This is a genomic window from Nocardia australiensis (assembly GCF_020733705.1).
GTDB lineage: Bacteria > Actinomycetota > Actinomycetes > Mycobacteriales > Mycobacteriaceae > Nocardia > Nocardia australiensis.
In genome coordinates, this window is record NZ_JAJFZM010000001.1 from 265,738 (window position 1) to 289,346 (window position 23,609).

The 23,609-nt window shown below is 66.7% G+C and carries 16 protein-coding genes; 10 read left to right on the top strand and 6 right to left on the bottom strand.

Going from position 1 to position 23,609, the window contains the following annotated elements; translation table 11 throughout:
- Positions 1 to 3: 3 nt before the first annotated feature.
- Positions 4 to 3,399, top strand: a complete 3,396-nt coding sequence (locus LKE06_RS01280) for an AAA domain-containing protein (RefSeq protein ID WP_227999228.1) — start codon at positions 4 to 6, stop codon at positions 3,397 to 3,399.
- Here LKE06_RS01280 and LKE06_RS01285 read toward each other — a convergent pair.
- Positions 3,396 to 4,574 carry an amino acid deaminase/aldolase gene (locus LKE06_RS01285; RefSeq protein ID WP_227996448.1) on the bottom strand — a complete coding sequence of 393 codons (1,179 nt, stop codon included), beginning with the start codon at positions 4,572 to 4,574 and terminating at the stop codon, positions 3,396 to 3,398. The two genes, LKE06_RS01280 and LKE06_RS01285, sit on opposite strands and share 4 nt — an antisense overlap.
- Positions 4,575 to 4,634: 60 nt before the next feature.
- Positions 4,635 to 5,114 carry a TetR family transcriptional regulator gene (locus LKE06_RS01290; protein WP_227996450.1) on the bottom strand — a complete coding sequence of 160 codons (480 nt, stop codon included), beginning with the start codon at positions 5,112 to 5,114 and terminating at the stop codon, positions 4,635 to 4,637.
- Between the two features lie 425 nt (positions 5,115 to 5,539).
- On the opposite strand from LKE06_RS01290, the gene LKE06_RS01295 reads away from it, so the two are divergent.
- A complete protein-coding gene (locus LKE06_RS01295) occupies positions 5,540 to 6,286 on the top strand; it encodes a tyrosine-protein phosphatase (protein ID WP_227996452.1) in 747 nt (248 codons plus the stop codon).
- 29 nt (positions 6,287 to 6,315) lie between these two features.
- Here the strand turns inward: LKE06_RS01295 and LKE06_RS01300 are convergent, their stop codons facing one another.
- Entirely contained in the window at positions 6,316 to 7,548 is a 1,233-nt protein-coding gene (locus LKE06_RS01300) for a class I adenylate-forming enzyme family protein (RefSeq protein ID WP_227996454.1), read from the bottom strand.
- Between the two features lie 98 nt (positions 7,549 to 7,646).
- Positions 7,647 to 8,441, bottom strand: a complete 795-nt coding sequence (locus LKE06_RS01305; protein ID WP_227996456.1) for an enoyl-CoA hydratase/isomerase family protein — start codon at positions 8,439 to 8,441, stop codon at positions 7,647 to 7,649.
- 37 nt (positions 8,442 to 8,478) lie between these two features.
- Here LKE06_RS01305 and LKE06_RS01310 point away from each other — a divergent pair, with 37 nt between their 5' ends.
- From LKE06_RS01310 to LKE06_RS01335, 6 genes are all read left to right on the top strand, one after another.
- Positions 8,479 to 9,504: a glutathione S-transferase family protein gene (locus tag LKE06_RS01310; protein WP_227996458.1), complete on the top strand. Its 1,026-nt coding sequence runs from the start codon at positions 8,479 to 8,481 to the stop codon at positions 9,502 to 9,504.
- A gap of 118 nt (positions 9,505 to 9,622) precedes the next feature.
- Positions 9,623 to 10,354 (top strand): hypothetical protein, encoded by a 732-nt coding sequence (locus LKE06_RS01315; RefSeq protein ID WP_227996460.1) that lies wholly within the window; start codon positions 9,623 to 9,625, stop codon positions 10,352 to 10,354.
- On the top strand, positions 10,351 to 11,325 hold the full coding sequence (locus tag LKE06_RS01320) for an ABC transporter ATP-binding protein (RefSeq protein ID WP_227996462.1): 975 nt from the start codon (positions 10,351 to 10,353) through the stop codon (positions 11,323 to 11,325). Before LKE06_RS01315 ends, LKE06_RS01320 begins: the two co-directional genes overlap by 4 nt.
- Entirely contained in the window at positions 11,322 to 12,104 is a 783-nt protein-coding gene (locus tag LKE06_RS01325) for an ABC transporter permease (protein WP_227996464.1), read from the top strand. The genes LKE06_RS01320 and LKE06_RS01325 overlap by 4 nt, the downstream gene beginning before the upstream one ends.
- Before the next feature lie 110 nt (positions 12,105 to 12,214).
- Positions 12,215 to 16,015, top strand: a complete 3,801-nt coding sequence (locus tag LKE06_RS01330) for an ABC transporter transmembrane domain-containing protein (RefSeq protein ID WP_372477270.1) — start codon at positions 12,215 to 12,217, stop codon at positions 16,013 to 16,015.
- Between the two features lie 105 nt (positions 16,016 to 16,120).
- On the top strand, positions 16,121 to 19,918 hold the full coding sequence (locus LKE06_RS01335; RefSeq protein WP_227996466.1) for a multifunctional oxoglutarate decarboxylase/oxoglutarate dehydrogenase thiamine pyrophosphate-binding subunit/dihydrolipoyllysine-residue succinyltransferase subunit: 3,798 nt from the start codon (positions 16,121 to 16,123) through the stop codon (positions 19,916 to 19,918).
- Positions 19,919 to 20,017: 99 nt separating this feature from the next.
- Here the strand turns inward: LKE06_RS01335 and LKE06_RS01340 are convergent, their stop codons facing one another.
- Both LKE06_RS01340 and LKE06_RS01345 read right to left on the bottom strand, forming a co-directional pair.
- Positions 20,018 to 20,359 (bottom strand): hypothetical protein, encoded by a 342-nt coding sequence (locus LKE06_RS01340; protein ID WP_227996468.1) that lies wholly within the window; start codon positions 20,357 to 20,359, stop codon positions 20,018 to 20,020.
- Between the two features lie 109 nt (positions 20,360 to 20,468).
- Positions 20,469 to 21,104, bottom strand: coding sequence for a TetR/AcrR family transcriptional regulator (locus LKE06_RS01345; protein ID WP_227996470.1), 636 nt, complete (start codon positions 21,102 to 21,104; stop codon positions 20,469 to 20,471).
- Between the two features lie 69 nt (positions 21,105 to 21,173).
- Between LKE06_RS01345 and LKE06_RS01350 the strand changes: the two genes are divergently transcribed.
- Together LKE06_RS01350 and LKE06_RS01355 are read left to right on the top strand one after the other, a co-directional pair.
- The gene (locus LKE06_RS01350) at positions 21,174 to 22,712 is read left to right on the top strand and encodes a flavin-containing monooxygenase (RefSeq protein WP_227996471.1); all 1,539 of its coding nucleotides are present in this window, start codon (positions 21,174 to 21,176) and stop codon (positions 22,710 to 22,712) included.
- Between the two features lie 23 nt (positions 22,713 to 22,735).
- On the top strand, positions 22,736 to 23,593 hold the full coding sequence (locus LKE06_RS01355; protein ID WP_227999230.1) for an SDR family NAD(P)-dependent oxidoreductase: 858 nt from the start codon (positions 22,736 to 22,738) through the stop codon (positions 23,591 to 23,593).
- The last annotated feature ends 16 nt before the right edge of the window (positions 23,594 to 23,609 follow it).

Consider the following 23,609-nt stretch of genomic DNA (forward strand, 5'->3'; position numbering starts at 1 on the left):
TTCGTGTTCGGTGATCGTGTCGTCTGCACCGCCGTCGACCTCGTGCGCGCGGCGCGTTGTGAGTTTGCGTTGCTGCGTGCCCTCGATACCGAACTGGGCATGATCGCGCCAATGGCGGACGCGCGATCCGGGCCGGTGTCGCGACCGGGCGTGAGACACGATGATTCCCGCGAACGCAGGCTCGCGGACCTGCGGGCCCGCTTCGGCGCCGCGATGGTGGAAATCCATTGCGACGCGCGCGAGTCCGACGAGCCCTCGACCCGTATCGCCGCATTGCACGCCGCGCACGCCGAAACCGTCGCCGCGTTACGATCCGGCGTGCAGGTGGTCGGCGGGGCCACTTTCTTCGACGGACGATTCGCCTGCTCCGCCGATTTTCTGGTGCGGGCGGGTCATCGGGTCCGCTACACCGTGCACGGCACCGCGTCGGGCCCGGATGATCACGTGGGTGCGGCGCTGGAATTGGCCGCGTGCGCCGAGGCGTTGGACGCCGACGGCGCCTTGACAGCACCGACCGTCCGGCTACATCACGGTGCGCGAGGCACCGCGCACGCGCTCACAAATCTGCTGCCGGTCTATCTCGCGCGCCGTAGCCGGGTGGAAAGCATGCTGGACGACAAGTTGAGCGAGCTGCTGCCGGTGCAGTGGGGCGATCCGCGTTATCTCGCCTGCGGGCATTGCGCCACCTGCACCGATGCGATCGCGACGGCACGCGATCTGCTGCTGGTCGCCGGGATGCCTCGCACCGCCCGAGCACGGTTGCGCGAGGCGGGTGTCGCCACTATCGACCGGCTGGCGACCACCGCGTCCACGGTGCCCGGCCTACCGCCGCGAACCTTCGACGTGCTTCGGAAACAGGCCGAAATCCAGCTGCGCCGCGAGGATTCCGGGCAACCGGCACATCATCTCGTCGACGCGATCGCGCTCGGCGCGCTACCACCACCCTCTCCTGGCGACCTCTCGCTCACCTTCGACGCGGGTCAGGCTGGCAGGCCAGTCGGCATCGAGATCGGCGGGCCCGGCACCGTGCACTTGTCCCTACGACTGGAACCCGGTGACGATGCCGGTCAGCGGCACGCGCTCGAGCAGGTGCTCGGCTATTTCCAGCAGCGCCGCCGGATGTATCCGGAGATGCACATCTACCACTATTCGTCCGGGGTCCGGTCGGCATTGCTGCGCTGGACCGGCGCGCACGGTATCGGTGAGGAGGCCGCCGACGCGCTGCTACACGCGGGCGTGCTGGTCGACCTGTATCCGACCGTGCGTAACGCGCTGCTCATCGGGGAGCAGTCCTACCGGCTCGACATGCTGGCACGGTTGCTACCCGGTGCGGCGCATTCGTCGACAACCGAACGTGATTGTGTCACGGTGCTGCGGCTGCGGGACTGGCTGGTGGACCGGGCCGCCGAACAACGGATCGACCCGCAGGCCGTAACGCTGGAGCGAGCCAGCTCGTGGTGCCTGGTGACCGGCCCCGGCGAACTGGACGCGGGTCCGCAGGCCCGGCCCTCCTCGATCGAAGCGGCGCTCGCGGAATACGCGGCGGCACACGATGAACCGCATCATCCGGCCGCCCTGATGGCCGCGGCGCTCGGCTACCACCGGCGCGAACGCCAGCCGCTGTGGTGGGCGCACGCCGACCGGCTCAGTCATCCGGTCGACGAATGGCCCGACGCCCCCGGTGTGCTCGTCGCCGACTGGGGCACGGTGGACACCAAATGGCATCGCAGCCCGGACCGGGCGACGATGCGCCGGTATCTCACGTTGACCGGCCGGATCGGTGTCGGCTGGGGCACCGAGGCAGGTGTGCGAACGGCTGGTGGGGCGGGCCCGAATACGGCGGGCGCGGTGGCGGCGAAAACCGTACTCGCGCCGGGCACCACTGTGTACACCTTTTACGACCGCCCGGTCGCCGCGGGCATGGTGACCGCGGTCGGCAGGCGGGCCACCGCCGTCGCCACCGTGCTCGGTTGTTCGGTCGATGCCGATTTCGACGACGCCGTGCGACTGGAAGAACTGCTGTCGGATGGCTGCGAACCCTATGACGAGTTACCGACCGCGATCGCGCCCGGTCTCCCTGCCTGGGACGAAACCACCGAGACCGCAGTCGAATTCGTCGCCCAAGAGCTGCTGATGGCGCTACCGGAGATTCCCTCCGGCGCCGCGTTCGACATCCTGGCCCGCCGCAGGCCACGGCTGCTGCGATCGGGCACGCTCCCCGAGGTGCACGGCGATCACGCGGCGGCCATCACCAAGGCCGTGCGCGAGCTGGATCACTCCTACCTCGCGGTGCAGGGCCCGTCGGGCACCGGAAAGCTCTCCACCGCCGCACGCGCGATCGAGCGGCTGGTCACCCGACACAAATGGCGCATAGGCATTGTCGCGCAGGCACATTCGACCGTAGAGAACCTGCTCGACCTGATCGTCGAGATCGGGGTTCTACCGGAGTTGGTGGCGAAGAAGGACGTCGCGGCCGTGGCGCCCGAGTGGGCCGTCATCGACGGCTCCCGGTATGCGCGGTTCCTGGACAATGCCGTCAACGGGTGTGTAATCGGTGGCGCCCCGGCGGATTTCGCAAATGACGAGCTGATATCGCACGAGCGGCTCGACCTGCTGGTCATTGCCGACGCGGGTTCTTTTCCGCTGGCCGAGACCGTCGCGGTCGCGGTCAGTGCGCGAAACCTGTTGCTGTTGGGCGATCCAGCGCCGCCGACCACGCGCAGCGCCCATCCGGAACCGGTCGGTGAATCGGTGCTCGGCTGGCTCACCGAGGGGCGCAATACCCTGCCCACGGAGCGCGGCTACTTCCTGGACCGAACTTGGCGGATGCATCCACGGGTCTGCGAACCGATTTCCCGCCTGTACTACGACAGCAGGCTGCGGGCCAACGAAACCGTCACACTCGCACGACAACTCGACGGCGTGCCGCCGGGGGTGGACACCGTCCTGGTGAGCCACACCGGTAACTCGCTCGAGTCGCCGGCCGAGGCGCGCGAGGTGGTCCGCCGGGTACGCGCACTACTCGGCCTGCCCTGGACCATCGGCGCGCTCACGCGGCGGCTGCATCCGCACGATATCTTCGTCGTCGCGCCCTACAGCGCCCAGGTCGGTTTGATCCGAACCCTGTTGGCACGCGCGAAGATCGAGGATGTGCTGGTCGGCACGGCCGACCGTTTCCGGGGCCGCGAGGCCGCCGTGGTGTTGCTCTCGATGACCACGTCCAGCCCGGCCGACGCACCATATGGGATGCCGTTCCTGCTGTCGCGCAGCCTGATTCAGGCCACCCTGTGCCGGGCGATGTGGAAGGCGATCATCATTCGCTCGCCGCTGCTCACCGAATATCTGCCCGCCGCGCCGGAGGATCTACCAGACCTGGCGCGCTTCCTGCGTCTGGGTTAGCCGAAGCAGTTGCCCTCGCCCCGATAGGTGGGCACCGTGGTGCGGCCGCCGTCGCCATCGACCAGGTGGATACGGTCGAAACGCTCACAGAGTTCGCCCGCCTTCGCGTGCCGGAACCACACCCGGTCACCGATCTCCACTTCCCCAGCGCCGGACAGCGGGGTCTGCACCTCTCCGGCGCCTTCGGTGCCGATCAGCCGTAAGCCCGTTGGCCACACCGGTTTCGGCACCCGCGCCGGACCGGCTGGTCCCGAGGCGATGTAGCCGCCCGCGAAAACCGTGGCAATCGACGGCGTGGGTTTGCGCAACACGGACGTCGCGAAGAACAGCGCGGGGCGCGGAGTGAAGGAACGGTAGTGATCGAACAGCGTTGGAACATAGAGCCCGGAGCCTGCGGTCACCTCGGTGACATCGGGATCGCCGATGCTCACCTCGATCGACCCGGTGCCGCCGCTATTGACGATCTCCAACTTGCCGACTACCGATCGGACGGCCTCCAGCACTCGCCCACGGCGCTTGGCGATTTCGGCCGCTGATGCCTTCTTCACAAGTCGCACAGCAATATTCGAGTCTGGCAGCCCGGCGATCTGCGCCTCATAGGTCATAACGCCGACGACCTCGAAGCCGCGCCGCACCGCCGCACGAGCCAGCGTGGCGGCCTGCTCCGGGCTGCGCACCGGCGAGCGACGCACACCCAGGTGCACCGGCCCGATACGCAGCGACGCATCCACGTCCAGGCACACCCGAGGGCGCACCAGGTCGCTGCCGAGCGCGGTGCGCATGAGTTCCAGCTGCGCCTGGTCGTCGATCATGAGCGTGATGGACTCGCGCAGGGTGTCGTCACCGGCGAGTTCGGCCAGCGCGGCACGGTCCACGGTCGGATAGCCGAGCAGGACATCGCGCGCGCCGTGGCGAACCAGCCAGATGGCTTCGGCGAGTGAATAGGACATGATGCCCGCGAATCCGCCGTCCGCGGTCAAGTCGGTGCCGAGCACCTGCTCGAGTACAGCACGGCAGCGGACCGACTTACTGGCCACGCGGACCGGCACACCGCCCGCGCGGCGCACCATGTCGGCGGCGTTCGCGCGCAACGCGGTCAGGTCGAGGGCGGCCAGCGGCGGGTCGAGCTCAACCGTGGCCGCGTGGAGTGTGGCAATCGGCGACGTTTCGGTCACCAGAACAACTCAACCATCAAACTGGTCATTCGTCCAGTATTGACGGGGTGGTCCCTCCGATCACACTTCGACGGCCCGGGTCGCCAGGCTGCTGACCAGATCGTCGAGTACCACCAACGTGGTCTCGTCATCGCAATCGGAGAGCCAACGCAATACCGTCCCCTGCAGTACCGACACCGCGTACGCGGCTATGGCGTCCACCGGCTCGAGCCACTGCGCACCCGAACGCGCGGCACAGAGGTCGAGAAATGCCGCGACCTCGGTATCCATCTTCCGCAACACGTCCGCCGCGGACGGATCGGCAACACAGCCCGACTCCTCGTCCCAGCGTTGACGCAGCGACTGCACCGTCTCCTCGTAGGCACGGACCTGCTTGACCGGGGCAGCCTTGACCAGGGGCCAATACGCACTGACCCCGGCGTGCAGCAGCACCCGCAAGGCTCGAACTCCGGCGATATCGAGCGAAGCCGCCGCCTTTTCGACTGCCTCGCAGATGGTCGGCCGCAACTGGCCAACCACTACTTCTCCACGAACGCTCAACGACGACTCCCTCGGCGAAAAACTCGCACCCTGGACGGCGCGACTCGCTGAACATGGCGGGCCGCTTTCGGGAATCCCCAGCTGGGGAACAGCCTGGCGGCCCACGTACAACATTCGTCAATGGTAGAGGCTTTTCGGGGTTTAAGAACGGATTCAGTGGGTATTTCCAGACTGGAAGAATGTTTTGTTACCCAACCGGAATGCCATGATGACTACCGGCGTGCCCTGGAATCGCCGCTCTAGGCGTCGCTTTCGGCCATCCCACCGGAAAACATACCGTTGTCCACTCTACGTTCACCCTCGCCGGATCTTTCGCATCGTGTGGGCGAACACACACCAAATCCTCGCAATTCGGTCACCTCGTCGTTCGCCGTTCGATCCGATAACACATCACGGTGACACCGCCGGGCCGATAGCCTGGATCGGTGACTCTCTCGCCCCCCGCCGATCAGTTCCATATCTCCGGCACGTTCAACTTCCGAGATGTCGGCGGTTTGCGCGCCCTCGACGGCGCGAAGGTCCGCCCCGGCGTGCTGCTGCGCTCGGCTCAACTCAGCGGTCTGGACCCGGCCGGACACATCATCCTGCGCGAACTCGGCATTACCGACGTGCACGACCTGCGCGGCCTGCGCGAGATCGACCACATCGGCCACGACAATCTGCCCGACGGGATACGTCTGAACATCACGCCCTTCGATTTACGGATGGGCGAGGCACCGCCGCACGATGCGCGGACCGGCTCCACGCTGGCGCACATGCTCGAGGTCTATCGGGTGTTTCCCGAACTACCGGAAGCGCACCGCGCGATCGTCGCCATCGCGGAGTCGATCGCGCGCGGCGATGGCGCGGTGCTCGTGCACTGCGCCGCGGGCAAGGACCGTACCGGATGGGCGGTCGCCACGCTGCTGCGCGCTGTCGAGGTCACCGAGGACGACGTACTGGCCGACTTCCTGCTGAGTAACGGCGCGGTGGCGTCGCTGCGCGCCATGTTGTCGACGAAATTGGTTGCGGGCGAAGAACTCTCCGACGACCTACTCGGCGTACGGGAGGAATACCTCGCCGCCGCGCTGACATCGGTGCGCGAGCGGCACGGTGAATTCGACACCTATCTCACCGCGATCGGCCTCACGCCACGGTTGCGCGGGCGACTGCGGGAACGACTTTTGGAGTAAGCGGCCCGCTCGCCTTCGCCGCGCGACTGTCAGTGGCCCGTCCCACGTCGAACCAGGCCATCGGCGGCAATCGTCACCTGATCGCCGGTGTGGAACCAGCTACCGGTGAAACGATCCGCGGTGGATTTCGGGTCGTTCCAATAGCGGTGGGTGACATTCGGTCCGCGACAGAGCAATTCGCCCTGACCGGCCCCGGCCCGAGGGCCCCACAATGCCAATTCCGTACCGCCGAAAGGGAACCCGAGCACGGTATCGGCGGCGGCATAGACATCATCGACGACGAGGCCGATGCCGCTGGTCTCGGTCGCACCCCAGACCGACCACTGCCTGGCCGCCGGGAACGCGTCGCGAAGCGCCGCGGCGAGCTCAGGAGGTGAACACGATCGTTCGGCGCGATGGCCGGCATTGCTGATTCGCGAAATGGATTCGGCGCCAAGACCATCCGTGCGAGAAGCCGCGAGCTTCGGTAGCAGGCGGCCGAAGATGCGCGGCGTCGCCGACACCATGTCGATCCGCTCGGCCACCAGCATCTGCGCGAGCCCACGGGAATCGGGCGCGAGCACCACCGTCCCGCCCACCGCAAACGTCGGCAGCAACTGGTCCACGCATCCGCTGGCGTGCGCCAGCGGCAAAAGCACGAGATTGCGCAGACCATCGGTCGGCAGATCCAGCGCCGCGACCACCGAACGGATCGCGGACAACAGATTCTCGTTGGTCAATTCGACACCCATCGGCACCCGGCCACCGCTGGTGTAACACAGCAGCGCCAGATCACCCAGTGCCGCACCGTCATCGATGAACGCGGCGCCGTCGGGTAGCACCGGCTCGCCTCCACCGGCACCCGAGCCGAGTACGAAATCGGTGTTGCTGTCGGCGATCACACGCTCGGCGACCTCGGTGGGCAGCCCATCGTGCACCAGCACCGGCACCGCGCCGCTGAGCAGCGCGCCGAGGAACGCCTGCACCCACCGCACGCCCGCGGGCATGTGGATCGCGACCCGATCACCGAATCCGATGCCGTGCTCCTGCAAACCACCCGCGATACGCGAGGCGGAATGCCACAGCTGCCGATAGGTGAGCCGGGGTCCGCCGATCTCGACGACGGCTTCCCGGTTCGCGAACGCGTGCACCCGTAGGTCGAGCAGTTCGGTGAGCGCGGGCGTCAGATTTCCGTAGCGCAGCACCCCGTCGGCACCACGGGCCAGCGGGTTGTCGCAGATAGGTGGACGGGTCAGTGGGTATTCGACCAAGAGCTGTGACATGGGTCCTCCGCACACGCGCCTCGAGCCGGCAGGCTCTTGCGACTATATGACCCGAGTCACATTTTTGGGGTGATTAGGCGGCGAAGATGTCCGACTCGTCATTTACCGGTGTAGGTGGCCTTACCCGGCCCCACATCGAGGAAGCTACGCACCGCGCCGCATAGATCGGCGGTATCGAACAACGCGCCCGACACCTCCGGGGTCACCGAATCGGCATGTGCCACACCGCCGGAACGCCACGCCTCGATGATCTGCTTGGTCGCGGCGTGCGCCTTGGTCGGCCCGTCGGCGAGACGATGGGTGAGTTCGACGGCGGCAGTATCGACGTCGTCGTGCAGAGCGTTCACCACGCCCCAGTCGGCCATTGTCGCCGCGTCGTAGAGTTCGCCCGTCATCACGAATTCCCTGGCCCGTCCCGATCCGGCCCGCTCGGCCAGACGCTGCGGGCCGCCCATCGACGGCGTCAGCCCGACCACCGTTTCCACCAGACCGAACTTCGCTTTCGGCGCGGCCAGGATCAGGTCACAGGCCAGCGCCATTTCGAACGCCGCGGTCAGGGTGAGCCCGTGCGCGGCGAACACCACCGGGCACGGCAGCGCCTCCAGCGGATGGATGATCTGAGCGAAAAGAGTCCGCCATAGTTCGGCGCCCTGTTCGCTGGACAGGCCGTCGAAAACGTGCACATCGACACCGCCGGAGACCAGCTTGCCCTCGGCGCGCAGCAGAAGCGCGCGCGGCGGGTTCGCCGACAACTCGGCGAGGTCGGCGATCAGCGCGTCGAGCATGGCCTGATCGAAGAGGTTCAGCGGCGGGCTCGCCAGTGTCAGGGTGGCCACCTCCGCGCCACTGTCGGTGCTGGTGCGGACCAGGCGGGTTGCCTTCGTTTCACTCATCGGGTCAGCCTAGGCATGCGTCTGCGAGACTGTCAGGGTGACCAAGTCGGCATCCGAGAGTGGTTCCTACGTCGAGCCCGGCGAGTTCAAGCGCGACACCAATTACATCCAGACCCGGATCACCGCCGACGGACGCGACGGCTATCCGGTGGCCGCCGGTCGTTATCGACTGGTCGCGGCGCGGGCCTGTCCATGGGCCAACCGCACGCTGATCGTGCGCAGGCTGCTCGGCCTGGAGGACGCGCTGTCCCTCGGCCTGTGCGGGCCGACGCACGACAAACTCAGCTGGACTTTCGATCTCGATCCCGGCGGGGTCGATCCCGTGCTCGGTATACCCCGGTTGCGCGATGCGTATCTGGCCCGCTTCCCCGACTATCCGCGTGGCATTACCGTGCCCGCCATCGTGGATGTTCCCACTGGTCAGGTGGTCACCAACGACTACGCCCAGATGACCCTCGACTTCTCCGGCGAATGGACCGAATTTCATCGTCCCGGCGCACCCCAGCTCTACCCGGAGGCGTTGCGGGCCGAGATCGATGAGGTGAATCTCGCGGTCTTCCGCGACGTCAACAATGGCGTGTATCGGTGCGGATTCGCAGGCGCCCAGGACGCGTATGACGCGGCCTATGATCGTCTCTTCGCCCGGCTCGACTGGCTCTCAGAGCGCCTGACCAGGCAGCGATATCTGGTGGGTGACACCATCACCGAGGCCGATGTGCGACTGTTCACCACGCTGGTCCGATTCGATCCGGTCTATCACGGGCATTTCAAATGCAACCGCAGCGAGCTGAGCGAGATGCCGGTGCTGTGGGCATACGCGCGCGACCTCTACCAGACCCCTGGCTTCGGCGACACCATCGATTTCGGGCAGATCAAGACCCACTACTACGTCGTACACACCGACATCAACCCGACTCGCATCGTGCCCAAGGGCCCTGATCTGACCAACTGGCTTACCCCGCACGGCCGGGAAGCGCTGGGCGGCAGGCCGTTCGGTGACGGCACCCCACCACCTCCGCCGCCGCTGAGCGAGCGGGTGCCCGCACTGCACTCCCCCGCGTAGCCATCGACGATCGCGGCCTTGGAACCCGAACGATCGGGTACTTCGTTATCAGGAGGAGCTGACGGCCGTCGGTGCCATACAGTTCAACCAGTAGAGGCGGAAAAGGGAGGATGTCGCCGTGTTCAAGGGCACGTTCGAGAAGACGGTGATCCAGCTACTCGATACCGGGTCGCGGTTGCAGGCGCCCGCCGTCGCCAGGTACGTCGACCGGATCAGGCGCTCCCATCCGGACGAGAAGCCGGCGCAGGTCATCGCGCGGCTGGAAAACCAATATCTGCTCGCGGTAACAGGCAGCGGTAGCGCGGTCGGCGCCACGGCCGCGGTGCCCGGGGTCGGTACCGTCGCGGCCGTCGCCGCGGTCAGCGCCGAGACAACTTTTTTCATGGAGGCCTCGGCCGTCTTCACCCTCGCGGTGGCGGCCGTGCACGGCGTCTCCCCCGACGACAAGGCGCAGCGCCGAGCCCTGGTGCTCGCGGTGGTACTCGGCGACACCGGGATGGAGATCGTCGAGAAGACGGTCGGCCATTCGGCGAAGAACTGGGGCACGGTATTCGCCAACCGCATTCCTGGATTGTCGGGCATGAACGATTCGCTGCTCAAACGGTTCATCATCCGTTTCATCACCAAACGCGCTGCGCTGATGGCTGGCAAGGTGGTCCCGGCCGGCATCGGCGCGGTGATCGGCGGTTTCGGTAATCGTGCCCTCGGAAAGGCCACAATCATTAACGCGCGCAAGGCTTTCGGGCCCGCACCGACCATATGGCCACCGGATCGCCATCTCATCGTGGACGCCGATCCGCTGACCGCGCTCGACGCCGTGCGGCCACAACCCCCGGCCACCCAGCGATGAGCACGGCCAAACCGCCCGCCTTCGCCGTCCGTGACCTGAGCAAGCGCTACGACCTCGTCGCGGCTATCGAGAATGTGAGCTTCACCGTCCCGCTCGGTACGGCCGCCGCCCTGGTCGGGCCACCTGGCGCGGGCAAGACGACGATTCTGCGGATCCTGCTCGGTCTGCTCGCGCCGACCACCGGCTCGGTCGAGGTCGGTGGATCGGGCTCGGTCCGGCCCACGGGAGCCGTCGGCGGCATGCTCGACTCGCGTGGACTGCATCCGTTGCGCTCGGCGCGCGATCATCTGCGGGTATACGCGGCGGCGATCGGTGTCACCGACGAACGGGTCGAGCAGGTGATCGATCTGGTCGGTCTCGGCGACGCGGCCGATGTGCGCGCAGCGGCACTGTCGACCGGGCAGCAGACCCAGGCGGCGCTGGCGACCGCGCTGCTCGGCGATCCGCCGCTGCTGGTGCTCGACGAACCCATGGCCGGGCTGGTCGGCGCGGAACGTGTTTGGCTACAAGAGTTCCTGCGCGGACACACCCACCGCGGCGGCACGGTATTGCTGTCGAGCGAGAGCCTCGCCGCGGTGATCCCGATCGCGGACAGCCTGATCGTGGTGAGCGAAGGCTCGATTACCTATCAGGGCACCCCCGCCAAGCTGCGCCGTAGCCACCCCGATCGTCTAGTGGTCGCCGCGTCCACCCCGATCGCGCTCGCAACGACGCTGGCCGCCAATGGCTTCACCGACGCGGTGATCCGCCCGGACGGACGACTCGCGGTGGCCGAGGCGACCGCGGGGCAGATCCACGATGCCGCGAGGGCCGCGGGTGTGCGACTCGACAGCGTCACCCCCGACCCGATCCATCCCGACCGGGTCCTCGCCGCACTGACCAGACCGACACGTCCCCAGCAAACGCTCGCCCCGTATCCAGGGGTGGCCGCCCAACATCCGACGCCGACGCCCTACGGGATTCCACGATGATCGACACCCTGCCCGCGGACCTGGTCCCGACGGTCAACTCCGAGGTCCGCAAGGTCACCACGCTGCGTCCGAGCCAGATCCTCGGTGTCGCGGTGCCCGCCATCGCGATCGTCGCGAGCGCGGTCACAGCCGTCCTCTCCGGACCCGCCGACCCCAAATCGAATCCGGCCACCGGCGCCGCGACCATCGGCCTATACCTGGGCCTCGCGGTGGCGATCCTGGTCGCGGGCGCGTTCGGGGCGGCGGGCAGCGGCGGCGAATACCGCTACGCCACCATGCCGATCACGATGCTCTTCAGTCCGCACCGGGATCGCCTTGTGGCCGCGAAACTCCTGGTCACCGCCGGTTTCGCGCTGGCGGCGGCGCTCGTGGTCGAACTGGTGTCCATGGCCTGTCTGATCGGGTTCGGGCACGACAAATTCGATATCGGCCTGCGGCTGTTCGCGGTGCTCGGCGGTGGACTGCTGGCCACGGTGTGCTGGTCGCTGATCGGCGCGGGCCTGGGACTGCTGCTGCGCACCGCGACGGGCTCGATCGTGGTGCTGCTCGGTTGGCTCATTATCGTCGAACCGCTGGTCTGGCTGGTCGTCAAGGCAATGGGCATAGCCGGATTCGCCACCCTGCTGCCCGGCGCGGCGACCGTGAGCACCGTCGCGGTCGAGTCGTTCCCCGATACGGACCTGCTCGCCCCGACGCCGGCCGCCATCGTGGTGCTGCTGTTGTGGACCATCGGCGTAGCCGGTGCGGGCTGGTGGTCGGTCCGTCAGCGGGAGTTCTGAGGTTCGCCCCAGCAGCGGCCGGTGCCCGCGCACCGGGAACAACAGCGTGTCGGTGTGCGTCGTTACAGTCCACGGGCAACAGCGGGCAGGCGAGACGGGGACATCCTGAGTTGAGTGAGATCGACGTGCATCGACGCGGCTGGATACGCAGGCTGTGGGCCGAAAGCCGGTCATACGGCGGCGTACTCGCCTTGCTCGTTGCCGCGGTGGTGGCAGGTGCCCTGGTGGAGATCGCCGCGCCGCTGCTCACCAAGCGGGCACTCGACGCGGCCGGTGCCGGCGATACCGCGGTTATCGGGACCGTCGCCGGGTTACTCGCGCTGCTGGCGGTGGGGCGATTCTGTGCGGCGTTCGGCCGCCGGGCGCTGGCGGGACGACTGTCGCTGGATGTGCAGCACCGTCTTCGGCTCCAACTGCTCGGCTCGCTGCAGCGGCTGGACGGGGCGGGGCAGGACGCGATACGCACAGGTCAGGTGGTGTCGCGGTCGATCACCGATCTACAACTGGTGCAGGGCCTATTGGCACTCGCGCCGCTGTCGAGCATGGCGCTACTCGAGTTTCTGCTGGCCGCCGGTGTGATGGTGTGGTTGTCCGCGCCGCTGGCGGCCGTCGCATTGCTCGTGGTCCCCGCGATCACGCTGGTGGTGTACCGAATGCGGCCCCGGCTGTACGCGGCGACCTGGTCGGCGCAGCAGCGCGCGGCCGATGTCGCCCAGCATGTCGAGGAGACGGTCACCGGGGTCCGGGTGGTCAAGGGGTTCGGGCAGGAAGCCCGCATGGTGAACGTGCTGGAGCGGCACGGCCGGACGCTGTATGCCGAACGGATGCGCGCGGCCGGGATCAACGCACGGTTCACGCCGTCCGTCTCGGCTATCCCGCAAATCGGGCTGGTCGCGGTGATCGCCTTCGGCGGCACGCTCGCGCTGCACGGCGCGATCGGCATCGGCACCTTCCTCGCCTTCGCCGCCTATGTCGCCACCATGACCTCGACCGCACGCACCATGACCTCGGTGGTGATCATGGCGCAACTGACCCGCGCGGCGGCCGAACGCGTCTACCAGGTGATCGACACCGCGCCGACAATCGCCGACCCGGCCACGCCCAGCACGCTGCCCGACGGTCCGCTCGGCATCGAAATCGACTCGCTCACTTTCGGCTTCGACACCGAACGCCCGGTATTACGTGATCTGGACCTGACGGTACGGCCCGGCGAAACGGTCGCCATCATCGGTCCAGCGGGCTCCGGCAAGACGACCCTCTCGCTGCTGCTGCCACGCTTCTACACACCCGATTCCGGCAGCATTCGATTGTTCGGCACCGAAACCGACACGGCTGCTGCACAATTCGCACACCCGGAGCTATCGGACACGCGACTCTCCCGCGTCGAACACCCCACCGACGGGCTCGCCGCAGCGGCCGAAGAGCGCACCGACGCAGGCCATGCGCAGCCCGCGATCGATATCGCTGACGTCCGCGCCGCCGATCTTCGAAGCGCCATCGGCGTTGTCTTCGACGACCCCTTCCTCTTCTCGGACACTATCGCCGCGAATATCGCCCTCGGCGAACCCGACGCCACCGACGCCGATATCCGCCACGCCGCGAAGTTGGCGGCGGCCGACGAATTCATCACCGAACTATCCGACGGCTACGACACCGTCGTCGGTGAGCGCGGGCTGACGCTCTCTGGTGGCCAGCGCCAGCGAATCGCGCTGGCCAGGGCGTTGCTGGCACGGCCGCGCATTCTGGTGCTCGACGACGCGACTTCCGCGGTGGACGCCGTCACCGAGGCCGCGATCTTCGGCACCCTGTCCGACCAGGGCGGACGCACCACGCTCATCCTCGCCCACCGTGAGTCCACCCTCGCGCACGCCGACCGGGTGATCCGCCTGCCCGCACCGGCCGGACACCATACCGTCGAGCACCTCGACACCGCCGCGCTCCCGACACCTATCGCACGCGGCCCCAGGGCGGGCGGCGGGTCGAGGTCGATGATGGGCGCGGTGGCCGACCTCAGCGAGACACCGGAACTGCGCCGCGATATCGAGCGCCTGCCACCAGCCACCGAGCAGCCTGGCCTTGACGACGAGCGGTTGCGCCGACCTGATCCCGGGTTCCGGCTTGCTCGGCTGCTGCGGCCGGTCCGCTGGCTGGTGCTCGGCGTGATCAGCCTGCTGGCCATGGACGCGGTGCTCGGCATCGCGTTCCCGCCGCTGGTGCGATACGCGATCGATACCGGTATCGGCCATGACAATTCCGGTGCGCTCGCCACCGCGGCGATAGTCGGCCTCGCACTGGTGGCGGCGGGCTGGGTGGTCGGCGCCGCAGCGACCGTGTTCACCGCACGCACCGGTGAACGCGTGCTGTACGGCCTGCGCGTGCGCAGCTACGCCCACCTGCAGCGGTTGGGCCTGGACTACTACGAGCGGGAACTGTCCGGGCGCATCATGACCCGGATGACCACCGACGTCGACGCCCTGTCGACATTCCTGCAAACCGGCGTCGCGACCGCGCTGATCGGCGGCCTGACGCTCATCGGAATCGCGGTCGCACTGCTGGTCATCGATGCCGCCCTCGCGACCACCGTGCTCGTGGCGTTGCCCCCGCTGCTGGTGGCGACCATGCTGTTTCGCCGCGTCTCGTCCACCGCGTATACCGTGTCGCGTGAACACATTTCGGTAGTGAACGCCGACTTCCAGGAAAATGTCAGCGGACTACGAGCGGTCCAGGCCAACCGGCACGAGCCGCGCGCCGCGCACCGATTCGCCCAGTACTCGCAGCGCTATCGCAACAGCCGAATGCGAGCCCAACGCGCCATCGCCCTGTATTTCGCGTTCGTCATCGCCTGGGCCGATCTGGCACTGGCCGCAGTGGTGTTCGTCGGCGCCCGCGACGTCGCGAACGGCACGACGAGCCCGGGTACCCTGATCGCCTTCGTGCTGTATCTGGAACTGCTGTTCGGGCCGATCTTGCAACTCTCGCAGGTGTTCGACGGATATCAGCAGGCGCGGGTCGGGCTGCGCCGCATAGGCGAGCTCCTGCGCACGCCGTCATCGATCGCCGCCGACCCGCCCGACGCCGTCGCGATCACGGACGGACTGCGCGGCGAGGTCGGCGTCGATGACATTCGATTCCACTATCCGGGCACCACGACTCCGGCCCTTGACGATGTGACACTCCGCATTCCCGCAGGCTCCACCCTCGCACTTGTCGGCCCGACCGGCGCAGGCAAATCCACGATCGTCAAACTCCTCGCCCGCCTCTACGATCTCCCCGCCGACGATGACGTGACGACCGGCGCGATCCGAGTCGACGGCGTCGACCTTCGCGACTACCGCCTCGCCGACTATCGGTCCAGGCTCGGCATCGTCCCGCAGGAAGCTCACCTGTTCACCGGTGACGTCGCGAGCAACATCGCATTCGGGAAACCATCGGCGACCGTGTCGGAGATCACTGCCGCCGCGAGATCGGTTGGTGCCGCCGACATGATCGCCGCGCTGCCGCTCGGCATGCGTCAGCCGATCGGCGAACGCGGTCGCGGACTGTCGGCGGGACAACGTCAGCTCGTCGCGCTGGCACGGGCCGAGCTGGTCGATCCGGATCTGCTACTGCTGGACGAGGCCACCGCGACGCTCGACCCGGATGCCGAGGCCGCGGTGCTGGTAGCGAGCCGATCGCTGGCTCGCGGCCGGACCACCGTGGTCGTCGCGCACCGGCTCGGCACCGCCGCGCGGGCGGACCGGATCGCTGTCGTCGATCATGGAAAGATCGCGGAAATCGGCACGCACGACGAACTGCTGGCCGCCGCCGGACCGTATTCCCGGCTATGGGCGGCGGCCCGGGGAACGGAGGGAATATCCTCGGTCACGGACGAGTCGTCATCTAAGGGATGGGGTCCGTCGGGTGGTCAGTAGATCCGCCGGTTTGCTGCTGGGCCTATCCTCAGATAGGGCGCATCGGCGCGCATCAGCTGATCCCCGTGCCGGGCACGTCACAAACGTCGCAGCGCGAAGAACGAAATGAGGCGAACACCTGCTGTGAGCAGCTCAACTTCCCAGTTCGGACAGAACCAGTGGCTAGTCGATGAGATGTATCAGAAGTTCAAACAGGATCCATCTTCGGTAGATGAGAGTTGGCATGAGTTCCTCGCTGATTACACGCCCGAAGTCACTGGTGATTCCGGTAACAGCCAGCCCGCCGCAGCCGCGCCGGTCGTCGCGGCACCCAGCCCCGCGCCGGCTCCCGCCGCAGTAGCTCCCGCCGCACCGGCTCCCACCCCGGCCCCGGCTCCCACCCCGGCCCCGGCTCCTACTCCGGCTCCAGCCGTAGCGCGGCCCACCGTCGCGGCCAAGGCCACCACGCGCACCCCACAGACCACCCCGGCGCCCATCTCGAACGCGGCGCCCACCTCCGGCGGCCCCAAGCCCGCCGGACCCGCCTCAGACGAGACGAAGGTGCTGCGCGGCGCGGCCGCCGCGATCGTGAAGAACATGTCCGCCTCGCTGACCATCCCCACCGCGACGAGCGTGCGTGCCATCCCGGCGAAGCTGATGATCGACAACCGGCTGGTTATCAACAACCACCTCGCCCGCACCCGGGGCGGCAAGATCTCCTTCACCCACCTGCTCGGCTACGCGATCGTGCAGGGGGTCAAGGCATTCCCCAATATGAACCGGCACTTCACCGAGGTCGACGGCAAGCCGAACGCGGTCACTCCCGCGCACACCAACCTCGGCCTGGCCATCGACCTGCGGGGCAAGGACGGCAGCCGCACGCTGGCCGTGGCCGCCATCAAGGGCTGCGAAGAGATGTCGTTCGGGCAGTTCCACACTGCCTACGAGGACATCGTGCGCCGGGCTCGTGACGGCAAGCTGACCACCGAGGACTTCACCGGCGTCACCGTCTCGCTGACCAACCCGGGCACCATCGGCACCGTGCACTCGGTGCCCAGGCTGATGCCGGGTCAGGGTGCGATCGTCGGCGCGGGGGCCATGGAGTACCCGGCCGAGTTCCAGGGCATGAGTGAGGAGCGCATCGCCGATATCGGTATCGGCAAGCTGATGACGCTGACCTCCACCTACGATCACCGCATCATCCAGGGCGCGGAGTCCGGCGACTTCCTGCGCACCATCCACCAGCTGCTGATCAGCGACGAGTTCTACGACGAGATCTTCCACGGTCTCGGGGTGCCCTACGAACCGGTCCGCTGGCGCAAGGACATCCGCGAGCGCGGCGTCGACAAGAGCTCCCGGGTGCTGGAAATGATTGCGGCCTACCGTAATCGCGGTCACCTGATGGCCGACACCGATCCGCTGCGGCTGGTGAAGGACAAGTTCCGCAGCCACCCCGACCTCGATGTCACCCAGCACGGCCTGACCCTGTGGGATCTGGACCGCGAGTTCAACGTCGGCGGCTTCCACGGACAGGAGCGGATGAAGCTGCGCGACGTGCTCTCGGTGCTGCGCGACGCGTACTGCCGCCACGTCGGCGTGGAGTACACCCACATCCTCGAGACCGAGCAGCTGCAGTGGATCCAGGAGCGGGTCGAGCAGAAGCACGCGAAACCGACTGTCGCGCAACAGAAGTACATCCTGAACCGGTTGAACGCGGCGGAGGCGTTCGAGACCTTCCTGCAGACCAAGTACGTCGGCCAGAAGCGCTTCTCGCTCGAGGGCGCCGAGACCGTCATCCCGATGATGGACGCGGTCATCGACCAGTGCGCCGAGCACTCGCTCGACGAGGTCATCATCGGTATGCCGCACCGCGGTCGCCTCAATGTGCTGGCCAATATCGTCGGCAAGCCGTACTCGAAGATCTTCACCGAGTTCGAGGGCAACATGAACCCGGCGGGCGCGCACGGCTCGGGCGACGTGAAGTACCACCTCGGCGCACACGGCACCTACCTGCAGATGTTCGGCGACAACGAGATCGACGTCTCGCTGACCGCCAACCCGTCGCACCTCGAGGCGGTCGACCCGGTGCTAGAGGGTCTGGCCCGCGCCAAGCAGGACATCCTCGACAAGGGCGACGGCCCCGAGGGCTACTCCGTTGTCCCGTTGATGCTCCACGGTGACGCGGCGTTCGCCGGTCAGGGCGTGGTCGCCGAAACGCTGAACCTGTCGGGTCTGCGCGGCTACCGCGTCGGCGGCACCATCCACATCGTGGTGAACAACCAGATCGGTTTCACCACGGCACCGGAGAACAGCCGTACCACCGAATACTCGACGGACATCGCGAAGTTCATCGGTGCGCCGATCTTCCACGTCAACGGCGACGACCCGGAATCGTGTGACTGGGTGGCACGCCTCGCGGTGGACTTCAAGCAGAAGTTCCGCAAGGACGTCGTGATCGACATGATCTGCTACCGGCGCCGTGGCCACAACGAGGGCGACGACCCGTCGATGACCCAGCCGTACATGTACGACGTCATCGATACCAAGCGTTCGGTCCGCAAGGCGTACACCGAGAGCCTGATCGGCCGTGGCGACATCTCCATGAAAGAGGCCGAGGACGCCCTGCGCGACTACCAGGGTCAGCTGGAGCGGGTCTTCAACGAGGTCCGTGAGCTGGAGAAGTACACCCCGGAGCCGAGCGAATCCGTCGAGGGCGACCAGCAGGTGCCGACCACCGTCGTGACGGCCGTCGATAAGACGGTGCTGCAGCGCATCGGCGACGCGTTCCTCAATGTGCCCGACGGGTTCAGTGTGCACCCGCGCGTCAAGCCGGTGCTCGAGAAACGTCGCGAGATGGCCTACGAGGGCAAGGTCGACTGGGCCTTCGCCGAACTCATGGCCTTCGGCACGCTGATCGATGAGGGCACGGCCGTGCGGCTCACCGGCCAGGACTCGCGTCGTGGCACGTTCACTCAGCGGCATTCGGTGATCATCGACCGCAAGACCGCCGAGGAGTACACCCCGCTGCACAACATCGGCAGCTCCAACCCCGGTTGGTTCGCGGTGCACGACTCGGCGCTGAGTGAATACGCGGCGGTCGGCTTCGAGTACGGCTACTCACTCGGTAACCCCGGCGCACTCGTGTTGTGGGAGGCGCAGTTCGGTGACTTCGTCAACGGCGCGCAGTCGATCATCGACGAGTTCATCTCCTCCGGTGAGGCCAAGTGGGGCCAGCTCTCGAATGTCGCGCTGCTGCTGCCGCACGGCCACGAAGGCCAGGGTCCCGACCACACCTCCGGTCGTATCGAGCGATTCCTGCAGCTGTGCGCCGAGGGCTCGATGACCGTCGCGGTGCCGTCCACGCCGGCGAACTACTTCCACCTGCTGCGGCGTCACGCGCTCGATGGCATCCGTCGCCCGCTGATCGTCTTCACCCCGAAGTCGATGCTGCGCAACAAGGCCGTGGTGTCGGACCTGAAGGACTTCACCGAATCGAAGTTCCACTCGGTGTTCAACGAGCCCACCTACGAGCAGGGCATCGGTGACGGCAGCAAGGTCAAGCGGGTCCTGATGACCAGCGGCAAGCTCTACTACGAGTTGGTCGCGGCGAAGGCCAAGGACAACCGCGAGGACGTCGCGATCGTGCGGATCGAGCAGCTCTACCCGCTGCCCAAGTTCCGCCTCAACGAGGCCCTTGCCAGCTACCCCAAGGCCACCGACATCGCCTGGGTCCAGGAGGAACCGGCCAACCAGGGCGCCTGGCCGTTCTTCGGCCTCAACCTCCCCGAGATCCTCCCGGAGCGCTTCACCAAGCTCCGCCGCATCTCGCGGCGCGCAATGTCGGCCCCCTCTTCGGGCTCCAGCAAGGTGCACGCGGTGGAACAGCAAGAAATCATCGACGAAGCCTTCGAGCCCACCAGCTAGTCGGCTAACCCGTCAACCCAACGCCGGACCGGATCTGCTCCACACCAGAGCAATTCGGCCCGGCGTTGCTGTTTTCACCCGCGGGGCGCGGGGTATCGATCAGCCGCCGTTGAGGCCGGTGGAGAATTTGACGACCACCTTCTCATCGGTGACATCCTGGACCGTGATGGCGATGCCCTCGGCGGATTGGCTGTGGCCGACGGGGACGGTGACCTCCTGGCCACCCACCTTAAGAGTGGTCTGATTACCGTCCACGGCGACGAGTTCCGCGTCCACACCGAGGACGCTCACCTTCGCGTTCACACCACGATTGAAGGTGACCGTGCAGCCGCTGGTATCGCATTCGGACTTCGCGCCCGAGCCTTCGATGGTGCAGGCGGCCACCGCGAACGGGGCGAGCAGGGTGAGCAGACACAGGACGATCAGCCGTCGAACAGACATGCCGCCGAGTGTAGGGCGAATCCTCGCGATCGCATCCGGACGGCGATCCCCACCAGCGGGCTCCGGCGAGAATGATTGTGGCGGGTTCGAACCGCCGCAGGCACCGAGCCTATTCACGCAAGGCGGCAGCGAGCGTGGGGCTGAGCGAAAGAGCGAGTGCCAGTAGGGATTCCACGAGTAGGTCGACCAATTGTTCGCGGGTGATCGGTTCGTCGCGCAGCCAGCTCAGCGTGGTTTCCTCGACGAACGCGATCCAGCCTCGGACGGCGAGGGTGAGGCGGGGGCGGTCGGTGTCATCCATCGGAATGGGGGCTTCGGTGAGAATGATCGCGACAATGGCGTCGCGGGTTTGGTCGACCAGCGGGACCACATCGGGGCTGGCGCTGGTAGGACCGCGCAGCAGCGACTGATACGACGTGCGGTTCTCGCTGACGTAGCCGATGTAGCGCTCGATGCAATCGCGCAGCATATCGAAGACGCCGAGATTGCGGTCGGGGGTGACGGTTTCCAGCAGTTCGGCGTTGGCGTGGCGGACGATCGCGAGCTGGAAGTCCTGTTTGGTCGGGAAGTAGTGGAACAGCAGGCCACGGGAGATGCCCGCCTGTTCGGCGATCTCGGTGATGGAGATGTCTTCGACGGCACGTTCGCCGAGCATCTCGGCGCCCAGGGTGATCAACTGCGTGCGGCGCTCGCCCGGGCTGAGCCGGGTGCGCTTTACGGTTTCGCCGATGCCTTTGGTACTCACGCCGACTATCTTACTGAACGCGAGTCAATACCGTTGACTCGCACTCAATAAGCCCGTAGGGTTTCTTACATGAGTCGCAAGGTTACAGACAAAGCTGTCGCCAACCTCCCCGTCCGCCATGTGAAGACCGTCATCATCGGCAGCGGGTTCGCCGGGCTCGGCCTGGCCATCAGGTTGACCCAGCAGGGCCGCAACGATTTCCTGGTCCTGGAGCGCGGCAGCGATGTCGGTGGCACCTGGCGCGACAACACTTACCCCGGCGCGGCCTGCGACGTGCCCTCACACCTGTACTCGTACTCCTTCGCACTGAACCCGGACTGGTCGCGCTCGTTCTCCAAGCAGGGCGAAATCCAGCAGTACATCCAGGGCGTCGCCAAGAAGTACAACGTGCTCGACAAGCACATTTTCGACTGCGACGTGACCAGCGCCCGCTGGAACAGCGACACTTCCCAGTGGGAGGTCGAGTCGACCAAGGGCAGCTTCACCGCCGACACCGTGGTCTCGGCGGTCGGCGCGCTGTGCGAGCCCGCACTACCGGATATCAAGGGCATCACCGGTTTCGAGGGTGCGGTCTTCCACTCGGCCCGCTGGAACCACGACGCCGACCTGACCGGCAAGCGCGTCGCCGTAATCGGCACCGGCGCCTCGGCCATCCAGATCGTGCCGTCCATCGCACCGATGGTCGCCCATCTCGACGTGTACCAGCGCACCGCGCCGTGGCTGCTGCCCCGTATGGACCGGCCGTACACGCGACCCGAGCGCCTGGCCTTCAAACACATCCCCGGCTTCCAGCGCCTTTCGCGCGCCGCCATCTACGCCGCACGCGAAACCCAGGTCGTCGGTCTGGCCAAGGTTCCCGCGCTCATGCAGGCATTCGAGCTGATCGCCAAGGCCAAACTGCGCTACGAGGTCCGCGATCGCGAACTGCGCGCCAAGGTGACCCCGAATTTCCGGATCGGCTGCAAGCGCATGCTGATCTCCAACGATTACTACCCGGCGCTGAGCCGCGACAACGTGGACGTGGTCACCGACGGCGTCGCCGAGGTGCGCAAGAACTCGATCGTCACCAGGGACGGCACCGAGCGCGAGATCGACGCACTGGTCGTGGCCACCGGCTTCCACGTCACCGACTCCCCCGCGTACAACACCATCACCGGCAAGGACGGCCGCACGCTATCGGAGGTTTTCGACGATCTCGGGCAGCAGGGCTACAAGGGCTCGTCCATCGCCAACTTCCCCAATATGTTCTTCCTACTCGGACCGAACGTCGGCCTCGGCCACACCTCGATGGTGTACATGATCGAATCGCAGATCAACTACATCGCCGACGCGCTGGCCACCGTGGACCGGCTCGGCCTGAACACCGTCGAGGTGCGCCGCGACATCCAGGACGCCTACAACGCGAGCCTGCGGAGCAAACTGGAAGGTAGCGTCTGGAACAACGGCGGCTGCGCCAGTTGGTACCTCGATAAGCACGGCAACAACACCACGCTGTGGCCGGACTTCACCTTCGAATTCCGCCGGTTGACCAAGTCATTCGATGTGGCCGCCTACGAGACCAGTAGCGACAACTCCCGAAACAACCTGAAAGTGGTGACAGCACAGTGAATGCAGCATCGCGTAGCGATTCCATGAGGGGCGGCGGTCGGGAGAAGGGTGGGCGCGATGATGCTTACTTTACGGACAAGGTCTGTGTGATTACGGGTGCGGGCTCCGGCATCGGCCGAGCGCTCGCCGAGAATCTGGCCAAGCGCGGCGCCAAGCTCGCGCTATCGGATATCGACGCCGAGGGGCTGGCCGAGACCGCGCGCCGCTGTGCGGCGCTCGGCGCCGAGGTCAAGTCCGATCCGCTCAATGTGGCCGAGCGCAAAGCGGTTCTGCTGTACGCCGAGGCCGTGCAGGCGCATTTCGGCACGGTGCACCAGATCTACAACAACGCAGGTATCGCATACCACGGCGAAGTGATCAAGTGCGAGTTCAAGGACATCGAGCGGATCATGGACGTCGACTTCTGGGGCGTCGTCAACGGCACCAAGGCGTTCCTGCCGCTGCTCATGGAGTCCGGCGCCGGTCACGTCGTCAATATCTCCAGCCTGTTCGGCCTGATCGCCGTGCCCGGCCAAAGTGCTTACAACTCCGCCAAGTTCGCGGTGCGCGGATTCACCGAGTCGCTGCGTCAGGAAATGCTGGTCGGCAGGCATCCGGTGAAGGTGACCTGTGTGCATCCCGGCGGCATCAAGACCGCTGTCGCCCGCAACGCCACCTACGCCGATGGCATCGACGGCAAGAACGCGGCGTCGATGTTCGACGCGAAGCTGGCCATCCACACCCCGGAAATGGCCGCGCAGACCATCACCGAGGGCGTCCGCAAAGGTCACGGGCGGGTGCTGATCGGCTGGGAGGCGAAGCTGCTCGACGTGTTCGTCCGCGTCACCGCTTCCGGCTACCAGCGAATCGCGTCCGTCGTGAACCGCCGGTTCCTACCCTGAGCACTGTCGAGGGATC